We start from the raw sequence: 24,914 nt of genomic DNA, 5'->3' as shown, positions 1-24,914 counted from the left end.
GCTAGGTGGCCGGGACTGACGATGGCGCGCTGCGCGGATGCGCGGCGCGCCATATCGCAGGCCGGTCGAAACTGCCGCGCCAGATGCCACGCTTCGCCTCCCGGGCGGCTTGCTGCTCGGCGGTATAGCCCCCTTCCCGCTCGCCATCGCCACTGACCGCCCAGCCCTGCGCGACCAGCGCGGCACCGATATCCTCGACACCCGTGACCGAGCAGATCGACACCGCCCGGCCGAAAGTGTCGGTCGCCTGCGGCTCGCAGGCCAGCCCGCCCTTCCCCGTCAGCGCGGCGAGTGCCTTGCGCGCCTCCACCCCGCAGCGCCATTCCTTGCCGTCGGGCATGCGGCACGGCTGATGGAACTCGACCGCATCGATGCCCTGGAGCCGGACAGTCCGCTCGCCGATCCGCAGGCTGTCGCCATCGATCACCTGCACCGCTGCACCTTCGGCGGTGAGCCGCTCGGGTGGCGCACGCAGCTCGGCGATCACGAACATCAGCAGAAACAAAGCTACCAGCACGGCGATCTGCCGCAGCCAGCGCCGCGGCCTCATGCCGCCGCTTCCTCCCGCGCATAGGCAGCCGATAGCTGGCGATAGGCGCGCGAATTGAACGCCGCAAAGGCGACCAGCACGCCGATCACGCCGGCAATGCTGAACACCAGCGCCATCCCGCGCTCCGGCCCGCGGCCATACCAGTCGCCGATCATCTCCGCCCCCGCGCCGGTGGTCATGAAGGGGATGAAGACGAACTGCGCGAGCGGCGCGATCATGAATGCCGTGAGCGGCGAGGCCGCCTGCTCGATCGACTGGGCGAAACCGAACACCCTGCCCTGCCGCTCGAACGGCACCACCTTCTGCAGCGTCGTCTGCTCGGCCGCCTCGGCATAGGGACCGAGGAACAGCCAGATGAAACAGCCGCCCGCGAGCAGCGCGATCGACGACTGGATCGTGAATACCGCCGCGACCGCCCAGACGATCACATTCACCAGCAGCAGCGTCCTGAGCGGATTCTTGCCAAGCCCGGTGCGCGAGATCAGCAGCCCGGAAAGGATGAAGGCGCAGGAGACGAACGCCCAGAGCAGCCCCCAATGCTCGACCTTCATCAGCGACAGGCCATAGGCATCCATCAGCGCCATGAACACGCCGCCGAGCAGGTTGTTGAACGCGGCGAAGAAGATCAGCGCGAACAGCCCCGGCACGGCACCCACGACCCTGATCGTACCGGCAAGATCGACGCGCTTGGGTTCGTCATGCGTATCCGAAGCGACCTTCTCGTCGACCTCGATGAAGGCGAGATGGAGCATCGCCAGCGCCGATAGCCCGATCGCGAACGCCAGCGTCGCGACCATCCCGCCCCAGGCGACCAGGAAACCGCTGATCGCCGAAGTGGTGAGGAAGCCGATACCCGTCACCATGCCGACCAGCCCGTTGGCCTTGTCGCGCCGATCCTCGGGCACCAGCAGGGTCACCAGCGTCGGCAGTGCGATGCTGCGCAGATTGCCCGCGATCACCCCCAGCATCACCGTGAACAGGAACACCCATAGCGGTACCGCGGCGATCTTCGACATGCTCCCCTCGGGCGCCAGCCAGTATCCGGCCAGCGACAGCGCATAGAGGAGCAGCGACGCCGCGCTCGACACCATCATCACCCGCGTCTTGCGGTGATGATCGACCAGGCTGCCGAACCAGATTGCGAGCGACGCGGTGAGGACGAGGTAGATCCCCGCGATCATGCCCGTCGCGAACACCGACTTGGTCTCGAGGAACACCCAGAAGGTCACCGCGAACCACACGGTGAAGTTGGTGATGTTCGCGACCAGATTGTTGATCAGCAGGTGATGAAAGGGCGTCATACGGTCCTCGGTTCGGCACGATGGCGGTTTCCGCGCGCCACTACCACCCCCGAGGACGGAGCCGGACACCCACCACCGTCACGCTACACGGCGGGTGTCCGGCTCCTGGGGTTCAGGGCATTGCCCTAAGGGGTCGCGGCCGAAGCCTCGCGGCGTACCGGCGTGGGCGCGCCTTCCCAGCCGCCGCCCAGCGCCTTGAACAAGGCGACCTGTGCTTCGGCCAGCGCGGCGTTGGACTGGGCGAGCGCAGCACGCGCGCCGGCGCGGTCACGCTCGGCATCGATCCGCTGGAGCAGGCTGTCGCGTCCCGCGTCGAAGCGCAGGATCGCGATTCGCGCGGCGTTGGTCGCCGCAGTATCCGCGCGGCGCAGCGCAACGTTGCGCTCGATCTCGCCCGAATAGCGCGCCAGCGCCTGCTCGACCTCGCGCAGTGCGGTCAGCACCGTGCCGTCGAACGCCGCGAGCGACCCTTCGGCGCCTGCCTCGGCCTGGCGGATCTGCGCCCGTGCCGCAGTGATGTTGGGGAAATTCCAGCTGAGCAGCGGCCCGAGCGAGAAGTTGAACGACGAGCTCTTGCCCAGATCATCCAGATTCTGTGCGCCAAGCGACACCGAACCCAGCAGACGGATCGACGGATAGAGCGAAGCGGTCGCCACGCCGACACGCGCCGTGTCCGCCGCGAGCAGCCGCTCGGCCTGGCGCACGTCCGGCCGCCGCGCGAGCAGCGCCTGGCCGTCGCCCACCGGAATCAGGTCCGAAACGCCCGGCGGAGTCGCACACGCGCTCGCATCGGTATCCAGCTCGGCCGGCGGCTTGCCGGTCAGCGTCGCCAGCGCATAGAGCGCCGCACGCCGTTCGGCCTCGAACGCCGGAACCTGCGCACGCGCATTCTCGGTCAGCACGCGCGCCTGATCGATATCGCGCGCGGTGCCGCGCCCGGCTTCGACCAGCCGCTGGGTCAGCTCGAAGGTGCGGGTCTGGAGCCGCACCGTTTCACGCGCCACCTCGGCCTGTGCCGCGAACCCGCATGCCGAAGCATAGGTCCGCGCCGTTTCCGCCGCGACCGCCACGCGTGCGCCGTCGAGCGCAGCCTGCGCCGCCTCGGTATCGCCGCGCGACGCCTCGATCGAGCGGCTCACCCGCCCGAACAGGTCGACCTCATAGGACGCGTCGAACCCAAGCCGAAAGAAGTCGTTCTCGACCCCGTCGACGCCCGGCGGCAGTCCCTGAACGCTCTCCGCGCCGGTGCGCTGGCGGGTATATTGGCCCTGCAGCGTCGTGCCCGGCAGCCGCTGGCCGCGCGATTCCGACAGGATCGCCCGCGCGCGCTTGAGGTTCGCCGAAGCCTGGCGGATGTCGGTGTTGTGCGCCAGCGCCTCCACCACCAGCCGGTCGAGCACCGGATCCTTGAACAGCCGCCACCATTCGCCCTCGACCGCGCCCGGCGTCACCTTGGTGATACCCGGATCGACGAAGGCGCCGGCCGCCGCGGGCGGCGTTTCGGGGCGTTCATAGTTCGGCCCCACCGCACAGCCCGCGAGCAGCGAGCCCGCCAGCAACGGAGCAATCAGACTGAGGCGCTTCATTCTGCGGGCTCCACTACGGGGTCTTTGGGGTCGTGGGTCGGTTTGTGGCGCATCTTGGCGAACGTCGCGCTCGCCCAGTCACCCAGCTTGCGGCAGATCACGTAGAAGGCCGGGGTGAAGAGCAGGCCGAAGATCGTCACGCCGATCATGCCGAAGAACACCGCGACACCCAGCGCCTGGCGAAGCTCCGCCGCCGCGCCGCTTGCGATCACCAGCGGCAGCACGCCGAGGATGAACGCGATCGACGTCATGACGATCGGACGCATACGCTGGTGCGCCGCATGCTTCGCGGCCTCCCACATATCCATGCCCTCTTCTTCGTTCTGGCGCGCGAACTCGACGATCAGGATCGCGTTCTTCGCGGCTAGGCCGATCAGCACGATCAGACCGATCTGGGTGAGGATGTTGTTGTCCATCTTCATCAGATTGACGCCCAGGATCGCGGCCAGAAGACACATCGGCACGATCAGGATCACCGCCAGCGGCAGCACCACGCTTTCATAGAGCGCGGCGAGCAGCAGGAAGACGAACACCACCGCCAGGCCAAAGGCCAGCACGCCGGTATTGCCCGCCTGGCGCTGTTCGAACGCCAGCTCGGTCCATTCGAAGCCCATGCCGCGCGGCAAGGTCTTCGCAGCGAGCGCCTCCATCGCATCCAGCGTCTGGCCGGTCGAATAGCCGGGCTTGGTATCGCCCTGCAGTTCGGCCGCCGGATAGAGGTTGTAGCGCACCACGCGATACGGACCGCTGTCGTTCTTGAGCGTCATCACCGAGCTCATCGGCACCATCTCGCCCGCGGCCGAGCGCGTCTTCAGCATCTGGATGTCGGACGCATCATCGCGATAGGGCGCGTCCGCCTGTGCCGTCACGCGGAAGGTCCGGCCCAGATAGTTGAAGTCGTTGACATAGGCCGAACCCAGATACGAGCCGAGCGTCGAGAAGATGTTCTGCACCGGCACGCCCATCCGCTCCGCGCGCTCGCGGTCGACATCGGCGGTCAGGCGCGGCGTACCCGTGTTGAACTGGGTAAACGCGCTGGCGACGCTTTCCTGCTGGAACGAGCCCATCATCATGGCCATCGCCGAGCCGGCCAGCGCATGATAGCCCTGCCCGCTGCGGTCCTGGATCATCATCTTGAACCCGCCGCCATTGCCGATGCCCGGCACGGGCGGCGGCGGCACGATGAACAGCGTTCCGCCCTTGATCCCGGCGAACTTGGCTTCCAGCGCCGTCTTGATGTCCTGCTGCGTCTCCTTGCGGTCGGCATGCGGCTTGAAGCCGAGGAAGATCACGCCCGCGTTCGGTGCGGTCGAGAAGCTTGCCCCGTCAAGGCCGGCAAAGCCCACCGAATAGAGCATCCCCGGCACCTTGTTGGCCATACCGATCGCCTCGCGCACCACGGCATCGGTGCGCTGGAGCGACGAGCCCGGCGGCAGCGAGACCACGCCGATCAGATAGCCCTGATCCTGCGGCGGGATGAAACCCGACGGGGTCGAGGTGAAGCGCCAGCCCGCGACGAGGATCAGCGCGACATAGATCACGCCGACCACCATCAGCATCCGCACCAGCTTCGACGTGAGCTGGCCGTATTTCTCGGACAGCCAGTTGAAGCCCTGGTTGAATTTGAGCCCTGCACGTGCGGGCAGTCCGCGCCAGCCCTGCGGAATCTCCGAATGATGGCCCTTGTGCTTGAGCACCAGCGCGCAGAGTGCGGGCGAGAGCGTCAGCGACACGAAGGCCGAGATGATCGTCGCCGAGGCGATGGTGATCGCGAACTGCTGGTAGAAGGCGCCCGAAATGCCCGGGATGAACATGGTCGGGATGAACACGCCGACGAGCACGAGGCTGATCGCGATGATCGCGCCGGACACCTCGTCCATCGTCTCGTGCGCCGCCTCGCGTGGCGACAGCCCCTTCTCCTCCATCAATCGCTCGACATTCTCGACAACCACGATCGCGTCGTCGACGACGATACCGATGGCGAGAACGAGGCCGAACAGGGACAGCGTATTCAGCGAATAGCCGAAGATGAGCAGCACCGCGAAGGCGCCGACCAGCGACACCGGGATCGCGATGATCGGGATGATCGCCGCGCGCCAGCTCTGGAGGAAGATGATGACCACCAGAACCACCAGGATCAGCGCCTCGACCAGCGTCTGCTCGACCGCGTTGATCGACTGGTCGATATACTCGGTCGGGTTGTAGTCGATCGAGTATTTCATCCCCTGCGGGAACTGCTTGGAAAGCGTCTCCAGCTCGGCCTTCACCGCGTCGGCGGTCGCCAGCGCGTTCGAACCGGGCAGCTGGAACACGCCCACGCCGACCGCGCGCTTGTCGTTCAGATAGCCGTTGAAGCTGTAATCCTGCGCGCCCAGCTCGATCCGCGCGACATCGCGCAGATGGGTCAGCTTGCCCTCGGCATCGCGCTTGATCACGATGCTGCCGAACTCGTCGGGGGTGGTCAGGCGGCCCTTGGCCTGCACGCCCAGCTCGAAGGCGGGGCTGGCATTGCCATAGGGCGGCTGGCCGACCGAACCGGCGGCGACCTGGACGTTCTGCCCGCGGACGGCGTTGACCACTTCGTCGATGGTCATGTCACGCGCGGCAGCAAGGCCGGGGTCGATCCACAGGCGCATGTTGTAGTCGCGCCCGCCGAACGCGAGCGCCTGGCCCACGCCCGGGATACGCGCGATGCGGTCCTGCACCTGCAGGGTCACGTAGTTCGAGATATACTGGATATCGAGGCTGTTGTCGGGCGAGGTGAAGAACACGACCATCAGGAAGTCGGGCGAGTTCTTGTTCACCGTGATGCCCAGACGGCGCACATCCTCGGGCAGGCGCGGCTCGGCCTGCTGGACGCGGTTCTGCACCAGCACCTGCGCCTGATCGACGTTGGTGCCCTGCTTGAACGCGATGGTGATCTGCGTCTGGCCGTTACCCGTGGACGACGACGTCATGTACATCATGTTGTCGACGCCGTTGATCGCCTGTTCGATCGGCGCGGCAACGGTCTCCGCCAGCGTTTCCGCGCTCGCGCCCGGATAGGTGGCGGTCACCACCACCGTCGGCGGGGCGATGTTCGGATATTGGGCGATCGGCAGCGCCGGATAGGCGATGGCGCCGACGATCACGATCAGGATCGAGAGCACCGCCGCGAAGATCGGCCGCTCGATGAAGAAATGCGGAAATTTCATCGCTTCGGTCCTTTAGCGGACGGTGGCCTGGCCGGATGCCGGCTCCTCGGTCGGGGCGGTCGGTGCGGCCTGCTTGGTCGCATCCGGCTTGATCTCGCCCTTCTTCGGCGTGACCGGTGCACCCGGCTGGAGCATGCCCATCCCGGCGATGATCACGCGGTCGGTCGGGGCAAGCCCGTCGCGAACGATGCGCAGCCCTTCCACCTTGGCGCCGACCTCAATGACGCGCGGGGTCGCCTTGTTGTCCTTGCTGACGACATAGACGAGACGGCGGGTCTGGTCGGTGACGATCGCCTCATCGGGGATCAGCATCGCCTTGTAGGTGCCCGAACCGAGCAGGCGCGCACGGCCGAACATGCCCGGCGTCAGGAAGCGCGTCGGATTGGGAACCTCGGCATAGGCGCGGATGGTGCCCGAATTCGGATCCACCGCACTGTCGAGGAAGCGCATCCGGCCGTTCCAGCGATACTCGGTCTCGTCGGCGAGCTGGATCTGAACCGGGTTGGCGGTGTTGCGCGAGGAACCGCGCTCGCCGCGCTGATCCTGGCGCAGATTCTTGAGGTAGAAGCTCTCGGCGCCCTCGAACTCGAAGCGGATCGGGTCGATCGAAACGATGCGGGTCAGCACCGTCTGCCCGTCGGCAACCGAGTCACCCAGGCTGACCTTGCGGTCCGACATGCGGCCGCTGAACGGCGCCCGCACGGTGGTGAAGCCGAGGTTGAGCTGCGCCGCGTTTGCGGAAGCGCGGCCAGCCGCCAGATCGGCGGCGGCGCTGCGCTCGGCAGCGATGTTGGTCTCGAGCTCTTCCTTGCTCACCGCCTGCGCGCTGGCGAGCGCGCGGCTGCGCGCCGTCACCTGGCGGGCATTGGTCAGCGCCGCGTTCGCGCGGGCGATCTGTGCCTGTGCCTGGGCAAGCTGCGCCTGATAGGGGCGCGGGTCGATCGTGAAGAGCGGCTGGCCCTGAGTCACATCCTGACCGTCGCGGAAATGGATCGCGGTGATGACACCGTTGACCCGCGCGCGGATCTCGACGTCCTGCGGAGCGACGAAGCGGCCGGTATAATCGTCCCAGTCGACGACTTCGCGCTGCAAGGGGGTTGCGACCGTTACTTCAGGCGCGGCTTGCTGCGGCGGACCTTCCCCGCCTCCGCAAGCCGAAAGCAGAGTCAGAGCCACGATGGCGATTGCAGACCGCATTATTCTTTCCCCTTTGCTGCGCCGCGGCAATTGGGGGGACGAAGCGGAGGTTTCAACCCCGCAACGGATAATTTCTGAAATTTTCCGTTCAGTAATTCGGGTATGGTCTCACGCTGCTGCCACAACGTTGGGCATAAGTGCCTCTGCATACGCGCTTTCCGCCAGCTTGATCAGCGCGCGGTCGTCATGGTTCCAGGGATGGAATCCCGGCAGGAAATAGCTCGACCAGGCCGGGATCATGCGCCGGACGATGCCGGGCGAGGCCAGCAGATATTTCGCCAGCGCCGCCTTCGCGCGCCAGCCGGTAAGACCGTCCTGCGCCATCAGGTCCAACGTTCCTTCGATCCGGTGCTTCCAGAAGGTGCCGCTGATCAGCAGCATCGTCAGCGACTTGATCTTCCAGCGCTTCCAGCGGCTCATGTTCCGGGTCGCATGCAGGAAGGTGTCGTAGGCGACACCCTTGTGCTCGATCTCCTCCAGCGCATGCCAGCGCCACAGCTCGCCGCTCTCGGCATCAGCGCCCGCCAGATGCTTCGGATTGCTCAGCAGTTCGGAGGCGATGATCGCCGTATAATGTTCCAGCGCCATCGTCGCGGCGAGCTGGACGATCGCCGGCCGTGCGCGCGCAATCTCCAGCACCTGGTCGATCCGCGCTTCGAGCCGGCTGATGTCATAGCCGTGGTCGAGCACGCGCTTGTTGAACGCGACATGCTCGCGGCTGTGCACGACTTCCTGGATCGTGAATGCCTTGATCTCGCGCGCGAGCTTCTCGCTCACGCCTTCGCGGAACGCCTTCACGCTCTCGATGAAGAAGGCCTCGCCCTTGGGGAAGGTCACCGACAGCGCATTGTAGAAGGCCGTGCCCACGACATCGCCGCCCAGCCACAACCGGTCCTGCGCCTGCCCGCGTCCGAAGCGGCGATCGCGCGGATTGATCGTCAGATCAGCGGGAGTCTTTGCGTTCGCCACCATTTTCCTCCAAGGCAGTTACGAACGAAATTATGCCTTACTTACATCAATGTCAATAATACCCCTTCCCGAACGGAAGCGCCTCACTCCGGAGGAATCACGCGACGCCGCGCTTGAGGCTGCGCGCGCGATCCTGATCGAGGCGGGGCCGCAGGCGGTGACGCTCAAGGCGGTCGCCGCGCGTATCGGCCGCACGCACGCCAACCTCCTCCACCATTTCGGCTCTGCCGCGGGGCTTCAGCGCGCGCTGATCGAGCGCATGGCGGACTTCATCACCACCACCATCCGTGAGGCGGTGTTCCGCGCACGCGAAGGCGACCATAATCCGCGCGAGGTGGTCGATTTGGCCTTCGACGCCTTTGGCCAGGGCGGCGGCGGCGCGCTGGCGAGCTGGATGATCCTGTCGGGCAACGAAGATGCGCTCGATCCGATCCTGACGGCCATCCACGATCTGGTCGAAGAGCTTTCCGAGGATCATTCCAAGGAGGAACGGCCGATCCAGGACGAGACGCTCCAGCTGGTACTGATGGCGCTGGGCGACGCCCTGCTGGGCGGACCGATGGCGCGCGCACTCAATCTCCCCCGCGAGCGCGCGCGCGAGATCGCGCGCAACGCACTCATGCACAATCAGCAGAACTGAGATGCTGCTTGCCGCCGCTGCTCTCGCCGCGCAGGCGGCTGCCCTTCCGTGCCAGCCCGGTGCCTATACCGGCCCCGACGGGCACTTCATGGTCATCATGGAGCGCTCCGATACTGCGCAGACGGGCGCGTGGCGCTGGTGGGCGGACGACGGCCGTTTCGGCCTGACCAATGACGGCGGCGTCATCTGCAACGGCGACACGCTCGACGTGAAGCGCGTCGCGTACAGGAAGGTCGCGGTCCGCCTCACACCGACGAAGTTCAGGAGCGGCGACCTGATTCTCAACGGCCTGCTCATCGAGCCTCAGGTGAAGGCCGGGGCCAAACCGCCCCTCGTCATCACCGTCCACGGCTCGGAGCGGACCCCGGCGGTCAAATTCGCCTCCTACCCCTGGGTCCTCGCCGCGCAGGGCATCTCCGCCTTCGTCTATGACAAGCGAGGCACCGGCGAATCGCAGGGCAGCTACAACCAGAATTTCCACGCCCTCGGCGCCGACGCGGCCGCCGCTTCGAAGGAAGCGAAGCGACTCGCCGCCGGCCGCTATTCGCGCTTCGGCCTGCTCGGCGGCAGCCAGGGCGGCTGGGTCGCCCCGCGCGCGGCCAATGACGCGGGCGCGGACTTCGTCGCCATCGGCTTCGGCCTGTTGATCGACCCGCTTGAGGAAGACGCCTCGCAGGTCGCCGCCGAGTTGACCGAAGCAGGCTACAACGCCGACGTCCTCAAACAGGCGCGCGAGATCACCGACGCCACCGGCAACGTCATGGCCGAGCATTTCAGGCAGGGCTATGAGCAGCTGGCAGCTGTGAGGGCACGATACGGTACCCAGCCCTGGTTCGCGAAGATCAAGGGCGAGTTCACCGGCGATATCCTTGCACTCGACGAAACGACCCTGCGCCGCGAGGGCGCCTCGAAATTCGACAATCTCGAACTCGACTGGCGCTATGATGCGATGGGGTGGATGCGCAAGGTGAAGGTTCCCCAACTCTGGGTGATCGCCGCCGAGGACCGTGAGGCTCCGCCGCAGACCACCATCGACCGGCTCCAGACGCTGCGCCGCGAAGGGCATGACATCGCCATCGTCCGCTTCCCGGATACCGATCACGGCATGGTCGAGTTCACCCAGGACGCCAAAGGCGAACGCTCCTCCACCCGCGTCACCAACGGCTATTTCCGCCTGCTCGGCGACTGGATCAAGGGCCGGACGACCCCGCCCTATGGCCGCGGCGAATTTTTGACTAAGTAAAGCGGCACCGGCCCGCTCCCCAATTCAGGTACCTCCATGCATTTTCTCGACCAGGCAAAGATCTATGTGAAATCCGGCTGGGGCGGCGGCGGCGCCGTCGGTTTCCGGCGCGAGAAATATATCGAATATGGCGGTCCCGACGGCGGCGACGGCGGCAAGGGCGGCGACATCATCTTCGAGGCGGTACCCGGCCTCAACACACTGATCGACTTTCGCTACACCCAGCATTTCCGGGCACAGCGCGGCCATGGCGGGTCGGGCAGCAACAAGACCGGCGCGGGCGGCGACGATCTCGTCATCAAGCTCCCGGTCGGCACCCAGATCCTGGCCGATGACGACGAGCGCACCCTGCTCGCCGACCTGACCAAAGCGGGCCAGCGTATCGTCTTCCTGAAGGGCGGTGACGGCGGCCGCGGCAATGCCAGCTACAAGACCAGCACCAACCGCACCCCGCGCCAGCACGGTACCGGCTGGCCGGGCGAGGAAATGTATGTCTGGCTGCGGCTCAAACTGCTGGCGGACGCGGGATTGGTGGGGCTGCCGAACGCCGGCAAGTCGACCTTCATCAACGCCGTCACCAACGCGCAGGCCAAGGTCGGCGCCTATGCCTTCACCACCACCCGCCCCCAGCTTGGCGTCGTCCGCCACAAGCAGAATGAATTCGTGATCGCCGACATTCCCGGCCTGATCGAGGGCGCGGCAGAAGGCGCCGGTATCGGCGACCGCTTCCTCGGCCATATCGAGCGGTGCAAGGTGCTGCTCCACCTTGTCGACGCGAACGATGAAGACGTCGCCACCAGCTACCGCATCGTTCGCGACGAGCTCGAAGCCTATGGCGCCGGCCTGCTCGACAAGAAGATCATCGTCGCGCTCAACAAGATCGACATGCTCGACGACGAGCTGATCGCGGCGCTCTCCGCCGAGCTGGAAGAGGCCAGCGGCGCCGAGGTAATCCCGATCAGCGGCGCCAGCGGCGTCGGCGTCGACTGGGCGCTCGACAAATTGCTCGAAGCGATCGGCCCCGACCATGCGCGCGTCACCGATGACGACGAGGGCGAGGACGAGATCGAATGGTCGCCGATCTGACCGGGCGCCAACGTCTCGATCGTCCTTGCGGCGGAAGGACCGCAGGATCGTCGGTCTCGCATGCCCTGACATTTGTCGCCCTGGCCCTTGCCTTCCCGGCCGCCGCGCAAACCGATGTCCCGGAGCAGCCGCGCGAGCCGATGCGGACGCGAATCTTCATCGGTCCGCAGATCGCACCCGCGACGCCTGGCGCATCGAAGCTCTCGCTCGGTCCGTTCTTCGACGTCGCGCGCGCCCGCGGCGACCAGCCCTTCACCTTCGAGGCGCTAGACGAAAGCGAGGGCTTCGCCATCGCGCACATCGGCGCGGTCGAGTTCGGCCCGTCATTCAGCTTCGAAAACAAGCGCAAGGCGTCCGATATCGGCATGCCGCTGCATGGCGTCGGCTTCAGCCTCGAGCTCGGCGGCTTCGCTCAGGCCTGGCTCACCGACCAGCTGCGCGTGCGCGCGGAAGCCCGCAAGGCGGTGAGCGGCCATCGCGGCTGGGTTGGCGAAGTCAGCGCAGACTATGTCCTGCGCGACCGCGACGACTGGCTGTTGTCGATCGGGCCGCGCGTGACGCTGGCCGACGCCACTTATCACCGGGCATGGTATGGCATCACGCCCGCCGACAGCGTCGCGTCCGGTCTGCCCGGCTACACCCCCGGCAGCGGCATCGAGAGCGTCGGCGCCACGATCGGCTATCTGCGACAGCTCGACCGGCATTGGGGCATCGCCGCCTATGGCAGCTATTACCGGCTGGTCGGTGACGCGGCGGCGTCGCCCTATGTGCGTACTGCCGGCTCGCGCAACCAGCCATGGCTGGGCTTCGCGCTGAGCTACAGCTTTGGCGGCAAGCACCAAGAGTAAGATTGGCGGCGGGGGCGCCGCGCGCTAAGCGCGGTTCGATGCATCTCTTCCCGCCCGCCTCCTGCCCGCGTCTCGTCGTCAAAATCGGCTCGGCCCTGCTCGTCGATCCGGAGGGCGCGATCCGGCGCGACTGGCTGGAAGGGATCGCCGCCGACATCGCCGCGCGCGTGCAGGCGGGGCAGCAGGTCGCCGTGGTCTCATCGGGTGCGATCGCGCTCGGTGCGCGGCGGCTGAAGCTCGCCAAGGGCGGCCGCGCCAGCCTCGAGGATGCACAGGCCGCCGCCGCCACCGGCCAGATCGCGCTGTCGCAGGTCTGGGCCGAAGTGCTGGCCGCCAACGGCCTCACCGCCGCGCAGATGCTGGTGACGCTCGACGATCTCGAGGATCGCCGCCGCTATCTCAACGCCGCCGCCACCCTCGGCCGGCTGCTGTCGCTCGGCGTGGTGCCGGTGATCAACGAGAATGACAGCGTCGCCACCGCCGAAATCCGCTTCGGCGACAATGACCGGCTCGCCGCACGCGTCGCGCAGGCGGCGGACGCCAGCGGCGTGGTGCTGCTCAGCGACATTGACGGGCTCTACGATCGCAACCCGGCCCTCCCCGGCGCGGTCCATATCCCGGTGGTCGACCGGATCGACGGACGGATCGAGGGCATGGCCGACCGTGGCTCGGCTTCGGGCATGGGCTCGGGCGGCATGGTCTCGAAGATCGAAGCGGCGCGCATCGCCGCCTCCGCCGGGGTCAGCCTCGCCATCGCCAGCGGCCGGATCGACCGTCCGCTCTCCGCCGATGCCCGCCACACCGTCTTCCTGCCCGAGAAGCGCACGCGTGCGCGGAAAGCGTGGCTCGCCGGACGCCTCACTGCCAAGGGCAGCATCACCGTCGATGCCGGGGCGGCGCATGCGCTGACCGAGGGTCGCAGCCTGCTCGCGATCGGCGCCACCGCGATCCGCGGCGTCTTCTTCCGCGGCGATCTGGTGACGATCGAAGGACCCAACGGCCCGATCGCGCGCGGCCTCTCCGAATATGATGCGCCTGACGCCCTGGCGATCCTCGGCACCCGCAGCGACGATCAGGCCGGAATCCTGGGCTATGCCCCCCGGTCGACGCTGGTCCACCGCAATCATATGGCACTGCTGTGACCACCGTCGCGCTCACCGGCGCCACCGGCTTCGTCGGCAAGGCGGCGGTCGCACATGCGCTCGCCCGCGGCATCCATGTCCGCGCGCTCACCCGGCGCGAGCAACCGGCGCGCGAGGGCGTCAGCTGGATCGCCGGCGATCTGGAGCATGAAGAGGCGCTCGCCCGGCTTGCCAGCGGCGCCGATGCGGTGATTCACATCGCCGGGGTGGTCAACGCGCCCACGCCCCAGGGCTTCATCCACGGCAATGTCGACGGCACCCGCCGCATGACCGCCGCCGCGGCGTCGATGGGGGTCAGGCGCTTCGTCCATGTCTCGTCGATGTCGGCGCGCGAACCGCAGCTTTCGCAATATGGCCGCTCGAAGGCGCTGGCCGAGCAGGAGGTCAGCGATTCCGGCCTCGACTGGACGATGATCCGCCCGCCCGGCGTCTATGGCCCGGGCGATATGGAGATGCGCGACATCTTCCGCATGGCGAAGTCGGGGCTCGTGCTGCTGCCGCCCGCGGGCCGCATCTCGCTGGTCCATGTCGCGGACCTGGCGCGGCTGCTCGTCACCCTCGCGCTCACCGATCCCGGCCGCCATATCTATGAGTGCGACGACGGGATCGACGGGGGCTACACGCATGGCGAGTTCGCGCGTCTTGTCGGGCAGGCGGTGGGCAAGCGCCCGCTTCCCCTTTCGGTGCCCCGTGGCCTGCTCCATCTCGCCGCCCGCGCCGATCGTTTCTTCCGCGAGGCGAATGCCAAGCTGACCCCCGACCGCGCGGCCTATCTGAGCCACCCCGACTGGACTGCGGATCCCGGCCGCCGGCCACCGGCTGCGCTGTGGGCGCCTCAGATCGAGACTCCAGCCGGGCTCAAGCAGACTGCCGACTGGTATCGGGCGGAAGGATTGCTCTGACCGGCCTTGCAATGTTGGAATTCGCCTGTTCCGATCGGCTCATTCTCCGGCTCCGCCGATTGCTTGACACGAAACGCGAAAAACATGCGTTCTTCGTCAACTTCCCCTCCGGAGGCTGTAAACCAGCCCGGCTCAGCCTCGCCCCGGCTTCACCCCGTTTCCGCCGCAATCGCTTGGCACTTGGCGGCAAGCAAATTAAGGACCGCACATGAGCGACCGTACCCAGATCTTCGAAACCGTCTCCGGCCTGATCGAACCCTTCAACAAGAAGGGCATCGACCTTGCCGATTCCACCACCTTCGCCGGCGACCTGGAGTGGGACAGCCTGACCGTCATGGACTTCGTCGCGGCGATCGAGGACGAATTCGACATCATCATCACGATGAACATGCAGGCCGAAATCGAGACCGTCGGCCAGCTCGTCGACGCCGTCCAGAAGCTCAAGGCCGCCTGACATGACTGACTCGATCGCGACCCCGGATGCCCCCGACGTGCCCGTCGGCACGCAGGGCGACCTGATGAGCAAGTTCGACGGCCTGATCGCCGAGCGTCAGGCCCTGCTCGACAGCGGCGTCACCGATCCGTTCGCGATCGTGATGGAACAAGTCAAATCGCCGACCGAGGCGGTGATCAAGGGCAAGGACACGATCCTGCTCGGCACCTACAACTATATGGGCATGACCTTCGACCCGGACGTGATCCAGGCGGGCAAGGACGCGCTCGACCAGTTCGGCAGCGGCACCAATGGCAGCCGCATGCTCAACGGCACCTTCCGCGACCATATGGAGGTCGAAGAGGCGCTGCGCGATTTCTACGGCACCACCGGCGCGATCGTCTTCTCGACCGGCTATATGGCCAATCTCGGCATGATCGCCACGCTGGCCGGCAAGGGCGACTATGTCATCCTCGACGCCGACAGCCACGCCAGCATCTATGACGGCTGCAAGCAGGGCTATGCGGAGATCGTCCGCTTCCGCCACAACAGCGTCGAGGATCTCGACAAGCGCCTTGGCCGCCTGCCACCGGAAGCGGGCAAGCTGGTGGTGCTCGAGGGCGTCTATTCGATGCTTGGCGACGTCGCCCCGCTCAAGGAAATGGTCGCGGTCGCCAAGAAGCATGGCGCAATGGTCCTCTCGGACGAGGCCCATTCAATGGGCTTCTATGGCCCGAACGGCCGCGGCGTCTATGAAGCGCAGGGATGCGAGGGCGATGTCGACTTCATCGTCGGCACCTTCTCCAAGTCGGTTGGCACGGTCGGCGGCTTCTGCGTGTCGAACCATCCGAAGTTCGAGGCGATCCGCCTCGCCTGCCGCGCCTATATCTTCACCGCGTCGCTGCCGCCCAGCGTCGTCGCGACCGCCGCGGCGTCGATCCGCAAGCTGAAGCACGCGCATAACAAGCGCCAGCATCTGTGGGAAAACGCCCGGGCGGTCCATGCCGGCCTCACCGAAATGGGGTTCAAGCTCGGCACCGAGACCTGCGACAGCGCAATCATCGCGGTGATCCTGACCGATCAGGAACAGGCGGTGATGATGTGGCAGGCGCTGCTCGACAACGGCCTGTACGTCAACATGGCACGCCCGCCCGCCACCCCGGCCGGTACCTTCCTGCTGCGTTGCTCGCTCTGCGCCGAGCATACGCCCGAGCAGGTCCAGCGCATCCTCGCGATGTTCAAGGCCGCGGGCCAGGCCGTGGGCGTCATCGGCTAGGGCTGGCCACCGCGGCATTGCGGCCCTAGCATCGCCGCCATGAGCGAAACTAGCGGACTGGCGCAGCGTATCGCCCGGCTCGACTGGCGTGCCATGCTGATGATCCTGATCGCCATCCTGGGCATCGGGGTGCTCGCGGCGCTGATCACCAACCAGCGCACCGCCGACGCCGAGCGAGACGCTGCGCTCGCCCGCCAGTCGCAAAGCTATGAGGTGATGATCCTCGCCCAGAGCCTCGCCGGCACGATCGCCAGCGCGGAGGCGACGCTCGCACGCTATGTCGTCAGCGGCGATGACAGCGTCGGCCGCGACTATGTCGCCGAGTGGCAGCGGGCCGAAGGGCAGCTCACCCTCCTCGCCCGCCGCACCCGCGACCATGATCCGGAGAAGGGCCTGATCGCCGAACTGCGCGCCGCCGTGGCCGAACGCGGCAAGGAATTGTCGCAGATCGCGCTCAACACCCGGTTCAACCGCAACCAGGCCGCCTATGCCTTTTTCGACGAAGCGCGCCGCTCGCCCGTCCTTCCGCGCATCCGCACCCTGCTTGCCCGGATCGTCGCCGCCGAGCGGCAGTTGCTCAACGAGCGCTCGCGTCGTGCCCGCACAACCTCGGCGGAGGCACAGGAGGAAACGCGCAACCTGATCCTGTTCGGCATGCTGATCGTGATCGGCGCGATGGTCCTGGGCTGGCTCAACATCCGCGCGATCCGCGAGCGCGCCGCCGTCACCGCCGAGGCGCAGGCGCAGCGCGAACGTGCGATCGAGCTTGAGGCCGCGGTCGCGGCCGCCACGGCCGGCCTTCAGGAAGAAGCCCGCGAACGCGCCGCCGCCGAAGCGCAGCTGCGCCAGGCCCAGAAGATGGAGGCGGTGGGCCAGCTCACCGGCGGCATCGCGCATGATTTCAACAACATGCTCGCGATCGTCCTGGGCGGCCTCGAGCTCGCCAAGCGCCACTTGCCCGAAGGCGCCAAACAGTCCGCACGGCATATCGACAATGCCAGCGAAGGGGCCAGCCGCGCCGCGACGCTGACCCGCCGCCTGCTCGCCTTTGCCCGCGCGGAACCGCTGACCCCGCAGGCGATCGACCCTGCCGAGTTGATCGGCGGCATGACCAACCTGCTCGAACGCACGCTGGGCGAGGGCGTCGTCGTCAAGACCTGCGCCCAGGCCACAGGCTGGCACGTCTGGGCCGACCGGCACCAGCTCGAGAATGCGTTGCTCAACCTCGCCGTGAATGCGCGCGACGCGATGGAGAGCCGCGGTACGCTGACCATCTCGACCGGGCATACGACGCTGGAGGGCGAGGCGGCCACGGAGTGCGGTCCGGGCAACTACGTCACCATCGCCGTCTCCGACACCGGCGCTGGCATGGCGCCCGAGGTGGTCGAACGCGTCTTCGAACCATTCTTCACCACCAAGCCTGTCGGCAAGGGAACGGGCCTTGGGCTCAGCCAGATCTTCGGCTTCGTCCGTCAGTCGGGCGGCGAAATCCGCATCGACTCGGCACCCGGCGAGGGCACGACCGTCACGCTCTTCCTCCCCTGCCACGGCGCCGCGGAAACCAAAGCTCCGGATACTGCATACCGGATCGGACCGCTGGCCGAACCGCATCGGGCGCTCGACATCCTGCTGGTCGAGGATGACCCGCGGGTGCTTGCCGCGACGCTCGCGGCGCTGGAGGAACTGGGTCACCGGCCCGTCGCGTGCAACGACCCGCTCGCAGCGCCGCGAATCGTCGCCGGCCTCCGGGCATTGGATCTGATCGTCAGCGACGTCATCATGCCGGGGCAGACAGGACCGGAGATGATCGCTGCGCTCGACCCGCAACTCGATGGGGTCGCGGTTCTCTACGTCACCGGCTATGCCGGCGATGCCGCCGATCCGGATCGCTTCGGCGGTCGCCCGGTGCTGCGCAAGCCCTTCACTCTCGCCGGGCTGGAGACGGCGATCGCCGACGCAGTCGCAAACGGCAATGCGGCACACGCCATAACGGCCGCGGGGTAGATTTAACCGTGCCGTACGATATAGCGTTGGACTACAGCCGGTTCGCCGGCGCCAACGCGAAGATCAGGCCGCAGACCCTCCCCGCATGACCGCCCTTGACCGGTATATGGCGCGCCTGATCGCGGTTCCGCTGATCTCGACGCTGATTATCTCTGCGATGCTGCTCGTGCTCGACCGCATGCTGAAGCTGTTCGACTTCGTCGCAACCGAAGGCGGGCCGGTCAGCGTGGTGTGGCGGATGCTCGCCAATCTGCTGCCAGAGTATCTGGGGCTCGGCATCCCGATCGGGCTGATGCTCGGCATCCTGCTCGCCTTCCGCCGCCTCGCCACCAGTTCGGAACTCGACGTGCTGCGTGCGGTGGGGATGAGCTATGGGCGAATGCTGCGCGTGCCCTTCATGTTCGCAATCGCGCTCGCCGCGCTGAACCTTGCCATCGTCGGCTTCATCCAGCCGCTCGCGCGCTACAATTACGAAGGACTGCGGTTCGAGCTGCGCACCGGCGCGCTCGGCGCATCGATCAAGGTCGGCGAATTCACCAATCTGGGCGACCGCATGACCCTGCGGATCGAGGACAGCCGCAAGGAAGGCACCGATCTTTCCGGCATCTTCGTCAGCGCGCGCACGCCGAACGGCGACAGCGTGTCCGCGACCGCGGAGAAGGGCCAGTTCCTCCGGACCGACGATCCCGACGTCATCATCTTCCGCCTGACCAAGGGCTCGCTGATCCACCAGTCGCCACGGTTCAAGGTGCCGCGCGTCCTCACCTTCGACGCGCACGATCTGCCGATCGACCTTCCCAAGTTCGAGCAGTTCCGCCAGCGCGGCGAGAACAAGCTGGAACTGACCTTGCCCCAGCTCGCCAAGATGGGCAGCGATCCCAGGACGCCCGAGGCGGAACGCGCCATCAGCCGCTCGGCCTTCCATTTCCGCGTGGTGGAAGTGGCGACGATGCTGCTGCTGCCCTTCCTCGCGCTCGCGCTCGGCGTACCGCCCAAACGGTCGACATCTGCACTCGGCGTGTTCCTGTCGATCGTGATGATCGTGACCTATCACAAGATCAACGAATATGCGCAGGGCGTCGGCGCGCGCGGCGTGGTCGATCCGATCATCGCGCTGTGGGCGCCATTCGTGATCTTCGCCGGGCTGGTGTTCTGGATGTACTATACGATCGCCTATGTGCCCGGCGGCCAGCCGATCGGCGCACTCGAGAAATTCTTCGCCAAGGCGTGGAAGGCGATCGCCAAGCGGCTGCCCGGACGGCGGCGGAAAGTGGCGAGCGCATGAACCCGATCGCCGGCTTCTTCCCGTCGCGCACCATCTCGCTCTACATGGCGCGGTCGTTCCTGATCAGCACCTTCGCCTTCCTGTTCGGACTGGTACTGATCCTGCAGACGCTCGACCTGTTGAGCGAATCCAGCCGCATTCTCGCCCATGCGGGCAATGGCGACGCACAGATCTGGCGCTATGTCGGGCTACGCACGCCGCAGATCATCGCGACCTTCCTGCCCTTTTCGGTGCTGCTGGGCACGATCATCACGCTGTCGACGCTCAACCAGAACAGCGAAGTCATTGCGATGAAGGCTTCAGGCCTGTCGGCGCATCAGGTGCTTGCGCCACTGATGATCGCGGGGCTGGCCGTCGCCGCCATCTCCTTCACCTTCAACGACCGCGTCGTCACCCGCGCCAGCGCGACGCTCGCGCAATGGAAGAAGGTCGACTACGGCGTACTGCCGATCGACAGGGGCGACCGCAGCAATGTCTGGGTCCGCGACGGCAGCCATCTGATCCATGCCCAGCAGATCAAGGGCCGCGGCGAAACCGCGCAGCTCGCCGACGTCACCGTCTATGAGCGCGACGGTACGGTGCTCAAGTCGCTGGTGCGCGCGAAGACCGGCCGCCGCGAAGGCATGGGCTGGCGTGTCGACAATGCCGAACGCTTCGACGTCGCCAGCGGCCAGCTCACCCCGCTCGGCAGCACCATCGTCGGCGAAGGCGTGCGGCCTGACCAGTTCACCCTCTCCAACGTCGATGCCGATTCGATGTCGTTCGGCGCGCTCAAGGAAGCGATCGACGACCTGAAGGCCGCGGGCCGCCCGACCAAGGCACTGGAAGGCTCGCTGTGGCACAAGCTGTCCGGACCGCTCTCTGCGGTGCTGATGCCGCTGCTCGGCGCCGTCGCCGCGTTCGGCATCGCGCGATCGGGCAAATTGTTCGTGCGCGCGGTGATGGGAATGGGCCTCGGCTTCCTCTATTTCGTCGCCGACAATTTCGCGCTGGCGATGGGCAATCTCGGCGCCTATCCGCCCTTTCTCGCCGCCTGGGCGCCCTTCCTGCTGTTCGCGATGATCGGCGAAGCAGTCCTGCTCAAGACCGAGGAATAGCCTCAACACAAAGCAAAGCGGCGGCCGGCTCGTCGCCAACCGCCGCCTCTTGCCCGCGAACCGCTTGGGAGCGGATCAGCTCGCGCGCTGCTTCATCGTGCTCGTCGCCAGCCGCCCCATCAGCCCGCGCAGCGTGGGATAGTTGGCGCCTTCATAGATCGAATCCTTCCCCAGCGCCGCCGAGATGCGGCGGTGCGCCTCGGCCAGGGCATGATAGGGGATGCTCGGCAGCAGGTGATGCAGCGCATGGAAGCGCAGCCCCACCGGCGCCCAGATATAGGGCAGGAAACCGCCGGGCACGTTGACGCTGTCGAGGAACTGCGCGGTCACGGTCAGCGGTTCGCCGTCATTCTCCCACAGATGCGCCACCAGCGTGCGCACCTGGTTGAGCACCGCGGTGGCCGAGATGACGGCAAGGAAGATCGCGAACGCCTTCAGCGGGATCACGCCGGTGGCGACCAGCGCGATCAGCGCGATCGCCCACAGGCTCGCTCCGATCTCCTGCCAGCGCCACTGCTTGGCGAACTCGCCCTCGGGCGCACGGCGCTCATAGGCCGGATTGATCTGCAGGCCCGAATAGCGACCGACGACCAGCTTCCGCAGCCTGGGCGACAGCATCGACAGCGGGCCCAGCACGCCGAAGCGCAGCAGCAGGCCGATCGGCATCAGCACCGAAACCAGCAGGAACACCGGCAGCGTCCAGGGCTTCATCAGTGCGAGCGGCAGATATTCGGGATCCTCGACCGTGCCGTATTTGGTGCGGCTGTGGTGGATGGTGTGAATGCCCTCATACATGAACGACGGCAGCATCATCGGAATGCCGAGCATCAGGTTCCAGCCGACGCGGAACCCCGGCAGCAGCGAATGCTTGAGGTGCGTGATCTCGTGGATGAACAGGCTGGCGCGATAGAGCGCGATCACCGCCAGTACGCCGCTGGCGATCGCCCAGCCGACCGAGGGCAGCAGGATCGCACCGGCGAGCGCGGCATAGCCGACCGCCGCCGAGCCGAGGAAATCGCCCCAGTAGATCAGCGGGTTCGGCGTCTGCAGGTCGCGCGTCAGATCCGCAACCGCGCGCAACATCGCGCGGTCGTCGGCGACGCCGGACAGGCGAATCTTCGCGCCCTTGGCAGGCGCATCCGCGCCGGACGCATCGAGGGTAAGCGTATTCATGGGATCGGCCATTCGCATCAGATAGTGGCCATTGCGTGGCATTTCATCGGCCCGGACGTGAAGGCGCGCGTGACGATTGACTTGGCGGGCGCAATGCGTGACCGCTTCGCAGTCATCAACGACTTGCGCATCAACGAAAGGCGCCGCGCTTGGCCAAACCTGCCCTCACCGTCCGCCCGGTCAAGACCAAGACGGACACTCGCGACTTCATCGAGCTCGCCTTTCGGCTCAATCGCGGCGATCCCAATTGGGTGCCGCCGCTGCGCAGCGAGGTCGCGGGGACCATCGATCCCAAGAAGAATGGCTGGTTCAGCCATGCCGTTGCGCAGCTGTTCCTCGCCGAGCGCGAAGGGCGGATCGTCGGGCGCATCTCCGCGCATATCGACAAGCTCGCGCTCGAAATGCCCGCCGAGCAGGGCTTCGGCCCGGGCACCGGATTCTGGGGCCTGTTCGAGGCGGAGGACGCGACGACGGCAAAGGTGCTGATCGAGACCGCCGAAGGCTGGCTGCGCAACAAGGGCATGACCCGCGCGATCGGCCCCGTCTCGCTGTCGATCTGGGAAGAGCCCGGGCTGCTGATCCAGGGGCATGATCATCCGCCCATGGTGATGATGGGGCATCACCGCCCCGCCTATCAGGGCTGGATCGAGGGCGCCGGCTATCAGCCGGTCAAGCAGCTGCTGACCTATGAACTCGACATCACCAAGGACTTCCCGCCGCTGGTCCAGCGCATCGTCGCGATGGGCGAGAAGAGCGACCGCATCCGCATCCGGAAGGTCGACAAGTCGCGCTTCGATCAGGAAGCCGCGATCATCCTCGCCATTCTCAACGATGCCTGGTCGGACAATTGGGGCTATGTGCCGCTGACCCAGCCCGAAATCGACGATGTCGGCAAGAAGCTGAAGCCGCTGGTGTTCGAGGATCTGATCCGAATCGCCGAGCTCGACGGCGAACCGGTCGCGTTCATGATCACCCTCCCCGACCTGAACGAGGCGGTCGCGCCGCTCAACGGCAATCTGTTCCCGTTCGGCTGGGCGAAGCTGCTATGGTGGCTGCGCAAGCCCAAGGCGCGCGGGATGCGCGTGCCGTTGATGGGCGTGGTCAAGAAACTTCAGGGATCACGCATGGCGAGCCAGCTCGCCTTCATGATGATCGAATATATCCGCCGCTCGGCGACTGCCAATTACGGCGCGGTTCGCGGCGAGATCGGCTGGGTTCTCGACGACAATCAGGGGATGATCGCCATCGCCGACACGATCGAGAGCAAGGTCAATCGCGTCTATCAGGTCTACGCGAAGCCGCTCTGAACAAGCCCCTCTGAACGGGGGGTTGCGGCCCGGGGCATAGGGGAACCCCGGGCCGCCCCCTCATATCGAGGATCCGTTACTTCGGATCGAGGGGATCGAAACCGTCATTGAGCCACTCGGCGCGCGTCCTGCACTCCTTGCGCGCAAGGCGCGAGCCGGTCAGCGCGGCTTCCACGCAGTAGCGCTTGTCCTTGACGGGCTTGGCGTCGGGGGCCTGGGTCGCCGCGGGGGCCGGGGTGCCGGGCTTGGTCTCGGCATGGGCGGTGGCGGCAAGGCCGACGACGAAGACGGCAGCGGTGAAACCTTTGAACATCGTACGCATGATACAGCTCCTCTTCTGCACCTGTGCGGGTCGAAGGTTGGCTGCATCCTGCCCGCTCCCGTGTTAGTGCATTATGCGTGCCAAACACTAGAAGTAAGCAAAATCAATAAGTTAGCGTGTAGCAGATGTTACGATCTGGAAATGTTTCACCGAAAACTGGTGAAAAACACCAATCAGCAGGAAATCAGCCGCGGAGACTGACCCAGGTCGGCGCGTGGTCGCTGGCTTTCTCGCGGCCGCGATAGTCCTTATCGACTGCGGCGCCCGTCAGACGGTCTGCAGCGATCGGGCTCAGCAACAGGTGATCGATGCGGAAGCCCGCGTCGCGCTGCCAGGCGCCCGCCTGATAGTCCCAGAAGGTCCAGATACCGCCCACCGGAAAGAAGGTGCGAAGCGCGTCGGTCCAGCCCTGCGCGAGCAGCGCGCGGTAGCCGTCGCGCGATTCCGGCTGCATCAGCGCATCGTCCGCCATTGCCCGGACCGAGAAGACATCGTCGTCATTGGGAATGACGTTATAATCCCCTGCCAGCACGACCGGTTTTTCCTCGGCGAGCAGCGTGCGTGCGTGCGCCGAGAGGCGTTCGATCCAGCGCAGCTTGTAATCGAACTTGGGGCCGGGCACCGGGTTGCCGTTGGGCAGATAGATCGAGGCGATCACCACGCCGTTCACCTCGGCCTCCAGATAGCGGCTATGCTCATCCTCGGGCTCTCCGTCGAGCCCGCGACGGCGCTCGACCGGGTCCGCGCCCTTCGCCAGGATCGCGACACCGTTGAACCCCTTCTGACCGTGCCAGACCGCGCCATAGCCGGCTTCGCGGATCTCCCTTTCGGGAAAGCCCTCGTCCGCCGATTTCAGCTCCTGCAGGCAGACCACATCGGGCTGCTGCTCGGTGAGATACTCGATCAGACGCGGCAGGCGCGCCTTGATGCCGTTCACATTATAGGTGACGATCTTCAAGACGGTCAGACCGAAAAGCTGGTGCCGCAGCCGCAGCCCGACGCAGCATTAGGATTGGTCACGCGGAACGCCGCGCCGCCAAGCGATTCGACGAAATCGACGCTCGCGCCACGCACCAGGTCGAGGCTGACCGGATCGACCACCAGCTGCACGCCATCGGTCTCCGCAACCGCGTCGTCTGCCTCAGACCCGCTCGCCAGTTCGAACTTGTACTGAAAGCCCGAACAGCCACCGCCTTCGACCGACAGGCGCAGGATGGCGGGTTTACCCTGCTTGGCCGCGATCGCCGCGATGCGCGCAGCGGCCGGCGGCGTCAGGCCGATCTCTGAAGAAAGTGTGGTGACCATGCGACGGAGATAGGGGAGCATGGCCCGCCCCGCAACAGGAAGGGGCCGCCCGGA

22 protein-coding genes are annotated in these 24,914 nt (G+C 66.4%); 12 read left to right on the top strand and 10 right to left on the bottom strand.

The features are described from left to right. Position 1: 1 nt before the first annotated feature. The 6 genes from AC07TU_RS06955 to AC07TU_RS06930 form a co-directional block, all read right to left on the bottom strand. Positions 2-550, bottom strand: coding sequence for a thermonuclease family protein (locus AC07TU_RS06955; RefSeq protein WP_495187195.1), 549 nt, complete (start codon positions 548-550; stop codon positions 2-4). Beyond that, entirely contained in the window at positions 547-1,851 is a 1,305-nt protein-coding gene (locus tag AC07TU_RS06950) for an MFS transporter (RefSeq protein WP_495187194.1), read from the bottom strand. The genes AC07TU_RS06955 and AC07TU_RS06950 overlap by 4 nt, the downstream gene beginning before the upstream one ends. Before the next feature lie 125 nt (positions 1,852-1,976). After that, on the bottom strand, positions 1,977-3,437 hold the full coding sequence (locus AC07TU_RS06945) for an efflux transporter outer membrane subunit (RefSeq protein ID WP_495187193.1): 1,461 nt from the start codon (positions 3,435-3,437) through the stop codon (positions 1,977-1,979). Further along, complete coding sequence (locus AC07TU_RS06940; protein ID WP_495187192.1) at positions 3,434-6,631, bottom strand: efflux RND transporter permease subunit; 3,198 nt, start codon at positions 6,629-6,631, stop codon at positions 3,434-3,436. The genes AC07TU_RS06945 and AC07TU_RS06940 overlap by 4 nt, the downstream gene beginning before the upstream one ends. 12 nt (positions 6,632-6,643) lie before the next feature. Beyond that, positions 6,644-7,828 (bottom strand): efflux RND transporter periplasmic adaptor subunit, encoded by a 1,185-nt coding sequence (locus tag AC07TU_RS06935; RefSeq protein WP_495187191.1) that lies wholly within the window; start codon positions 7,826-7,828, stop codon positions 6,644-6,646. Positions 7,829-7,936: 108 nt separating this feature from the next. Further along, positions 7,937-8,800, bottom strand: coding sequence for a metal-dependent hydrolase (locus tag AC07TU_RS06930; protein WP_495187190.1), 864 nt, complete (start codon positions 8,798-8,800; stop codon positions 7,937-7,939). A 46-nt stretch (positions 8,801-8,846) separates the two neighbouring features. Between AC07TU_RS06930 and AC07TU_RS06925 the strand changes: the two genes are divergently transcribed. From AC07TU_RS06925 to lptG, 11 genes are all read left to right on the top strand, one after another. Then, positions 8,847-9,437, top strand: a complete 591-nt coding sequence (locus tag AC07TU_RS06925; protein WP_495187189.1) for a TetR family transcriptional regulator — start codon at positions 8,847-8,849, stop codon at positions 9,435-9,437. A 1-nt stretch (position 9,438) separates the two neighbouring features. Beyond that, on the top strand, positions 9,439-10,680 hold the full coding sequence (locus AC07TU_RS06920) for an alpha/beta hydrolase family protein (protein ID WP_495187188.1): 1,242 nt from the start codon (positions 9,439-9,441) through the stop codon (positions 10,678-10,680). A 36-nt stretch (positions 10,681-10,716) separates the two neighbouring features. Next, positions 10,717-11,766 (top strand): GTPase ObgE, encoded by a 1,050-nt coding sequence (gene obgE / locus AC07TU_RS06915; RefSeq protein WP_495187187.1) that lies wholly within the window; start codon positions 10,717-10,719, stop codon positions 11,764-11,766. A 140-nt stretch (positions 11,767-11,906) separates the two neighbouring features. Next, entirely contained in the window at positions 11,907-12,614 is a 708-nt protein-coding gene (locus AC07TU_RS06910) for a MipA/OmpV family protein (RefSeq protein ID WP_495187186.1), read from the top strand. Between the two features lie 38 nt (positions 12,615-12,652). Further along, a complete protein-coding gene (gene proB / locus AC07TU_RS06905) occupies positions 12,653-13,756 on the top strand; it encodes a glutamate 5-kinase (RefSeq protein WP_495187185.1) in 1,104 nt (367 codons plus the stop codon). Further along, the gene (locus tag AC07TU_RS06900) at positions 13,753-14,658 is read left to right on the top strand and encodes an NAD-dependent epimerase/dehydratase family protein (protein WP_495187184.1); all 906 of its coding nucleotides are present in this window, start codon (positions 13,753-13,755) and stop codon (positions 14,656-14,658) included. The genes proB and AC07TU_RS06900 overlap by 4 nt, the downstream gene beginning before the upstream one ends. Before the next feature lie 208 nt (positions 14,659-14,866). Next, complete coding sequence (locus AC07TU_RS06895; RefSeq protein ID WP_495187183.1) at positions 14,867-15,112, top strand: acyl carrier protein; 246 nt, start codon at positions 14,867-14,869, stop codon at positions 15,110-15,112. A gap of 1 nt (position 15,113) precedes the next feature. After that, entirely contained in the window at positions 15,114-16,367 is a 1,254-nt protein-coding gene (gene spt / locus AC07TU_RS06890; protein WP_495187182.1) for a serine palmitoyltransferase, read from the top strand. Between the two features lie 39 nt (positions 16,368-16,406). Further along, positions 16,407-18,371 carry an ATP-binding protein gene (locus AC07TU_RS06885; protein ID WP_495187181.1) on the top strand — a complete coding sequence of 655 codons (1,965 nt, stop codon included), beginning with the start codon at positions 16,407-16,409 and terminating at the stop codon, positions 18,369-18,371. An 85-nt stretch (positions 18,372-18,456) separates the two neighbouring features. Then, positions 18,457-19,656 carry an LPS export ABC transporter permease LptF gene (gene lptF, locus AC07TU_RS06880; RefSeq protein ID WP_495187180.1) on the top strand — a complete coding sequence of 400 codons (1,200 nt, stop codon included), beginning with the start codon at positions 18,457-18,459 and terminating at the stop codon, positions 19,654-19,656. Further along, positions 19,653-20,753: an LPS export ABC transporter permease LptG gene (lptG, locus tag AC07TU_RS06875; RefSeq protein ID WP_495187179.1), complete on the top strand. Its 1,101-nt coding sequence runs from the start codon at positions 19,653-19,655 to the stop codon at positions 20,751-20,753. The genes lptF and lptG overlap by 4 nt, the downstream gene beginning before the upstream one ends. A gap of 75 nt (positions 20,754-20,828) precedes the next feature. On the opposite strand, the gene AC07TU_RS06870 is transcribed toward lptG, so the two are convergent. Further along, on the bottom strand, positions 20,829-21,938 hold the full coding sequence (locus AC07TU_RS06870) for a fatty acid desaturase family protein (protein ID WP_495187178.1): 1,110 nt from the start codon (positions 21,936-21,938) through the stop codon (positions 20,829-20,831). A gap of 137 nt (positions 21,939-22,075) precedes the next feature. On the opposite strand from AC07TU_RS06870, the gene AC07TU_RS06865 reads away from it, so the two are divergent. After that, a complete protein-coding gene (locus AC07TU_RS06865) occupies positions 22,076-23,233 on the top strand; it encodes an N-acetyltransferase (RefSeq protein ID WP_495187177.1) in 1,158 nt (385 codons plus the stop codon). Positions 23,234-23,309: 76 nt separating this feature from the next. Here the strand turns inward: AC07TU_RS06865 and AC07TU_RS06860 are convergent, their stop codons facing one another. The 3 genes from AC07TU_RS06860 to AC07TU_RS06850 all read right to left on the bottom strand — a co-directional run bounded on the left by AC07TU_RS06860 (position 23,310) and on the right by AC07TU_RS06850 (position 24,860). Continuing rightward, positions 23,310-23,555, bottom strand: coding sequence for a hypothetical protein (locus AC07TU_RS06860; protein ID WP_495187176.1), 246 nt, complete (start codon positions 23,553-23,555; stop codon positions 23,310-23,312). Between the two features lie 184 nt (positions 23,556-23,739). Further along, positions 23,740-24,513 carry an exodeoxyribonuclease III gene (gene xth / locus AC07TU_RS06855; RefSeq protein ID WP_495187175.1) on the bottom strand — a complete coding sequence of 258 codons (774 nt, stop codon included), beginning with the start codon at positions 24,511-24,513 and terminating at the stop codon, positions 23,740-23,742. Positions 24,514-24,518: 5 nt separating this feature from the next. Beyond that, positions 24,519-24,860 (bottom strand): HesB/IscA family protein, encoded by a 342-nt coding sequence (locus AC07TU_RS06850; protein WP_495187174.1) that lies wholly within the window; start codon positions 24,858-24,860, stop codon positions 24,519-24,521. Positions 24,861-24,914: the final 54 nt, after the last annotated feature.

The organism is Sphingomonas sp. GW821-FHT03E12, from assembly GCF_059420685.1.
The sequence above is the reverse complement of the archived record's forward strand: the minus strand, read 5'-3'. Positions and strand labels throughout refer to the sequence as shown.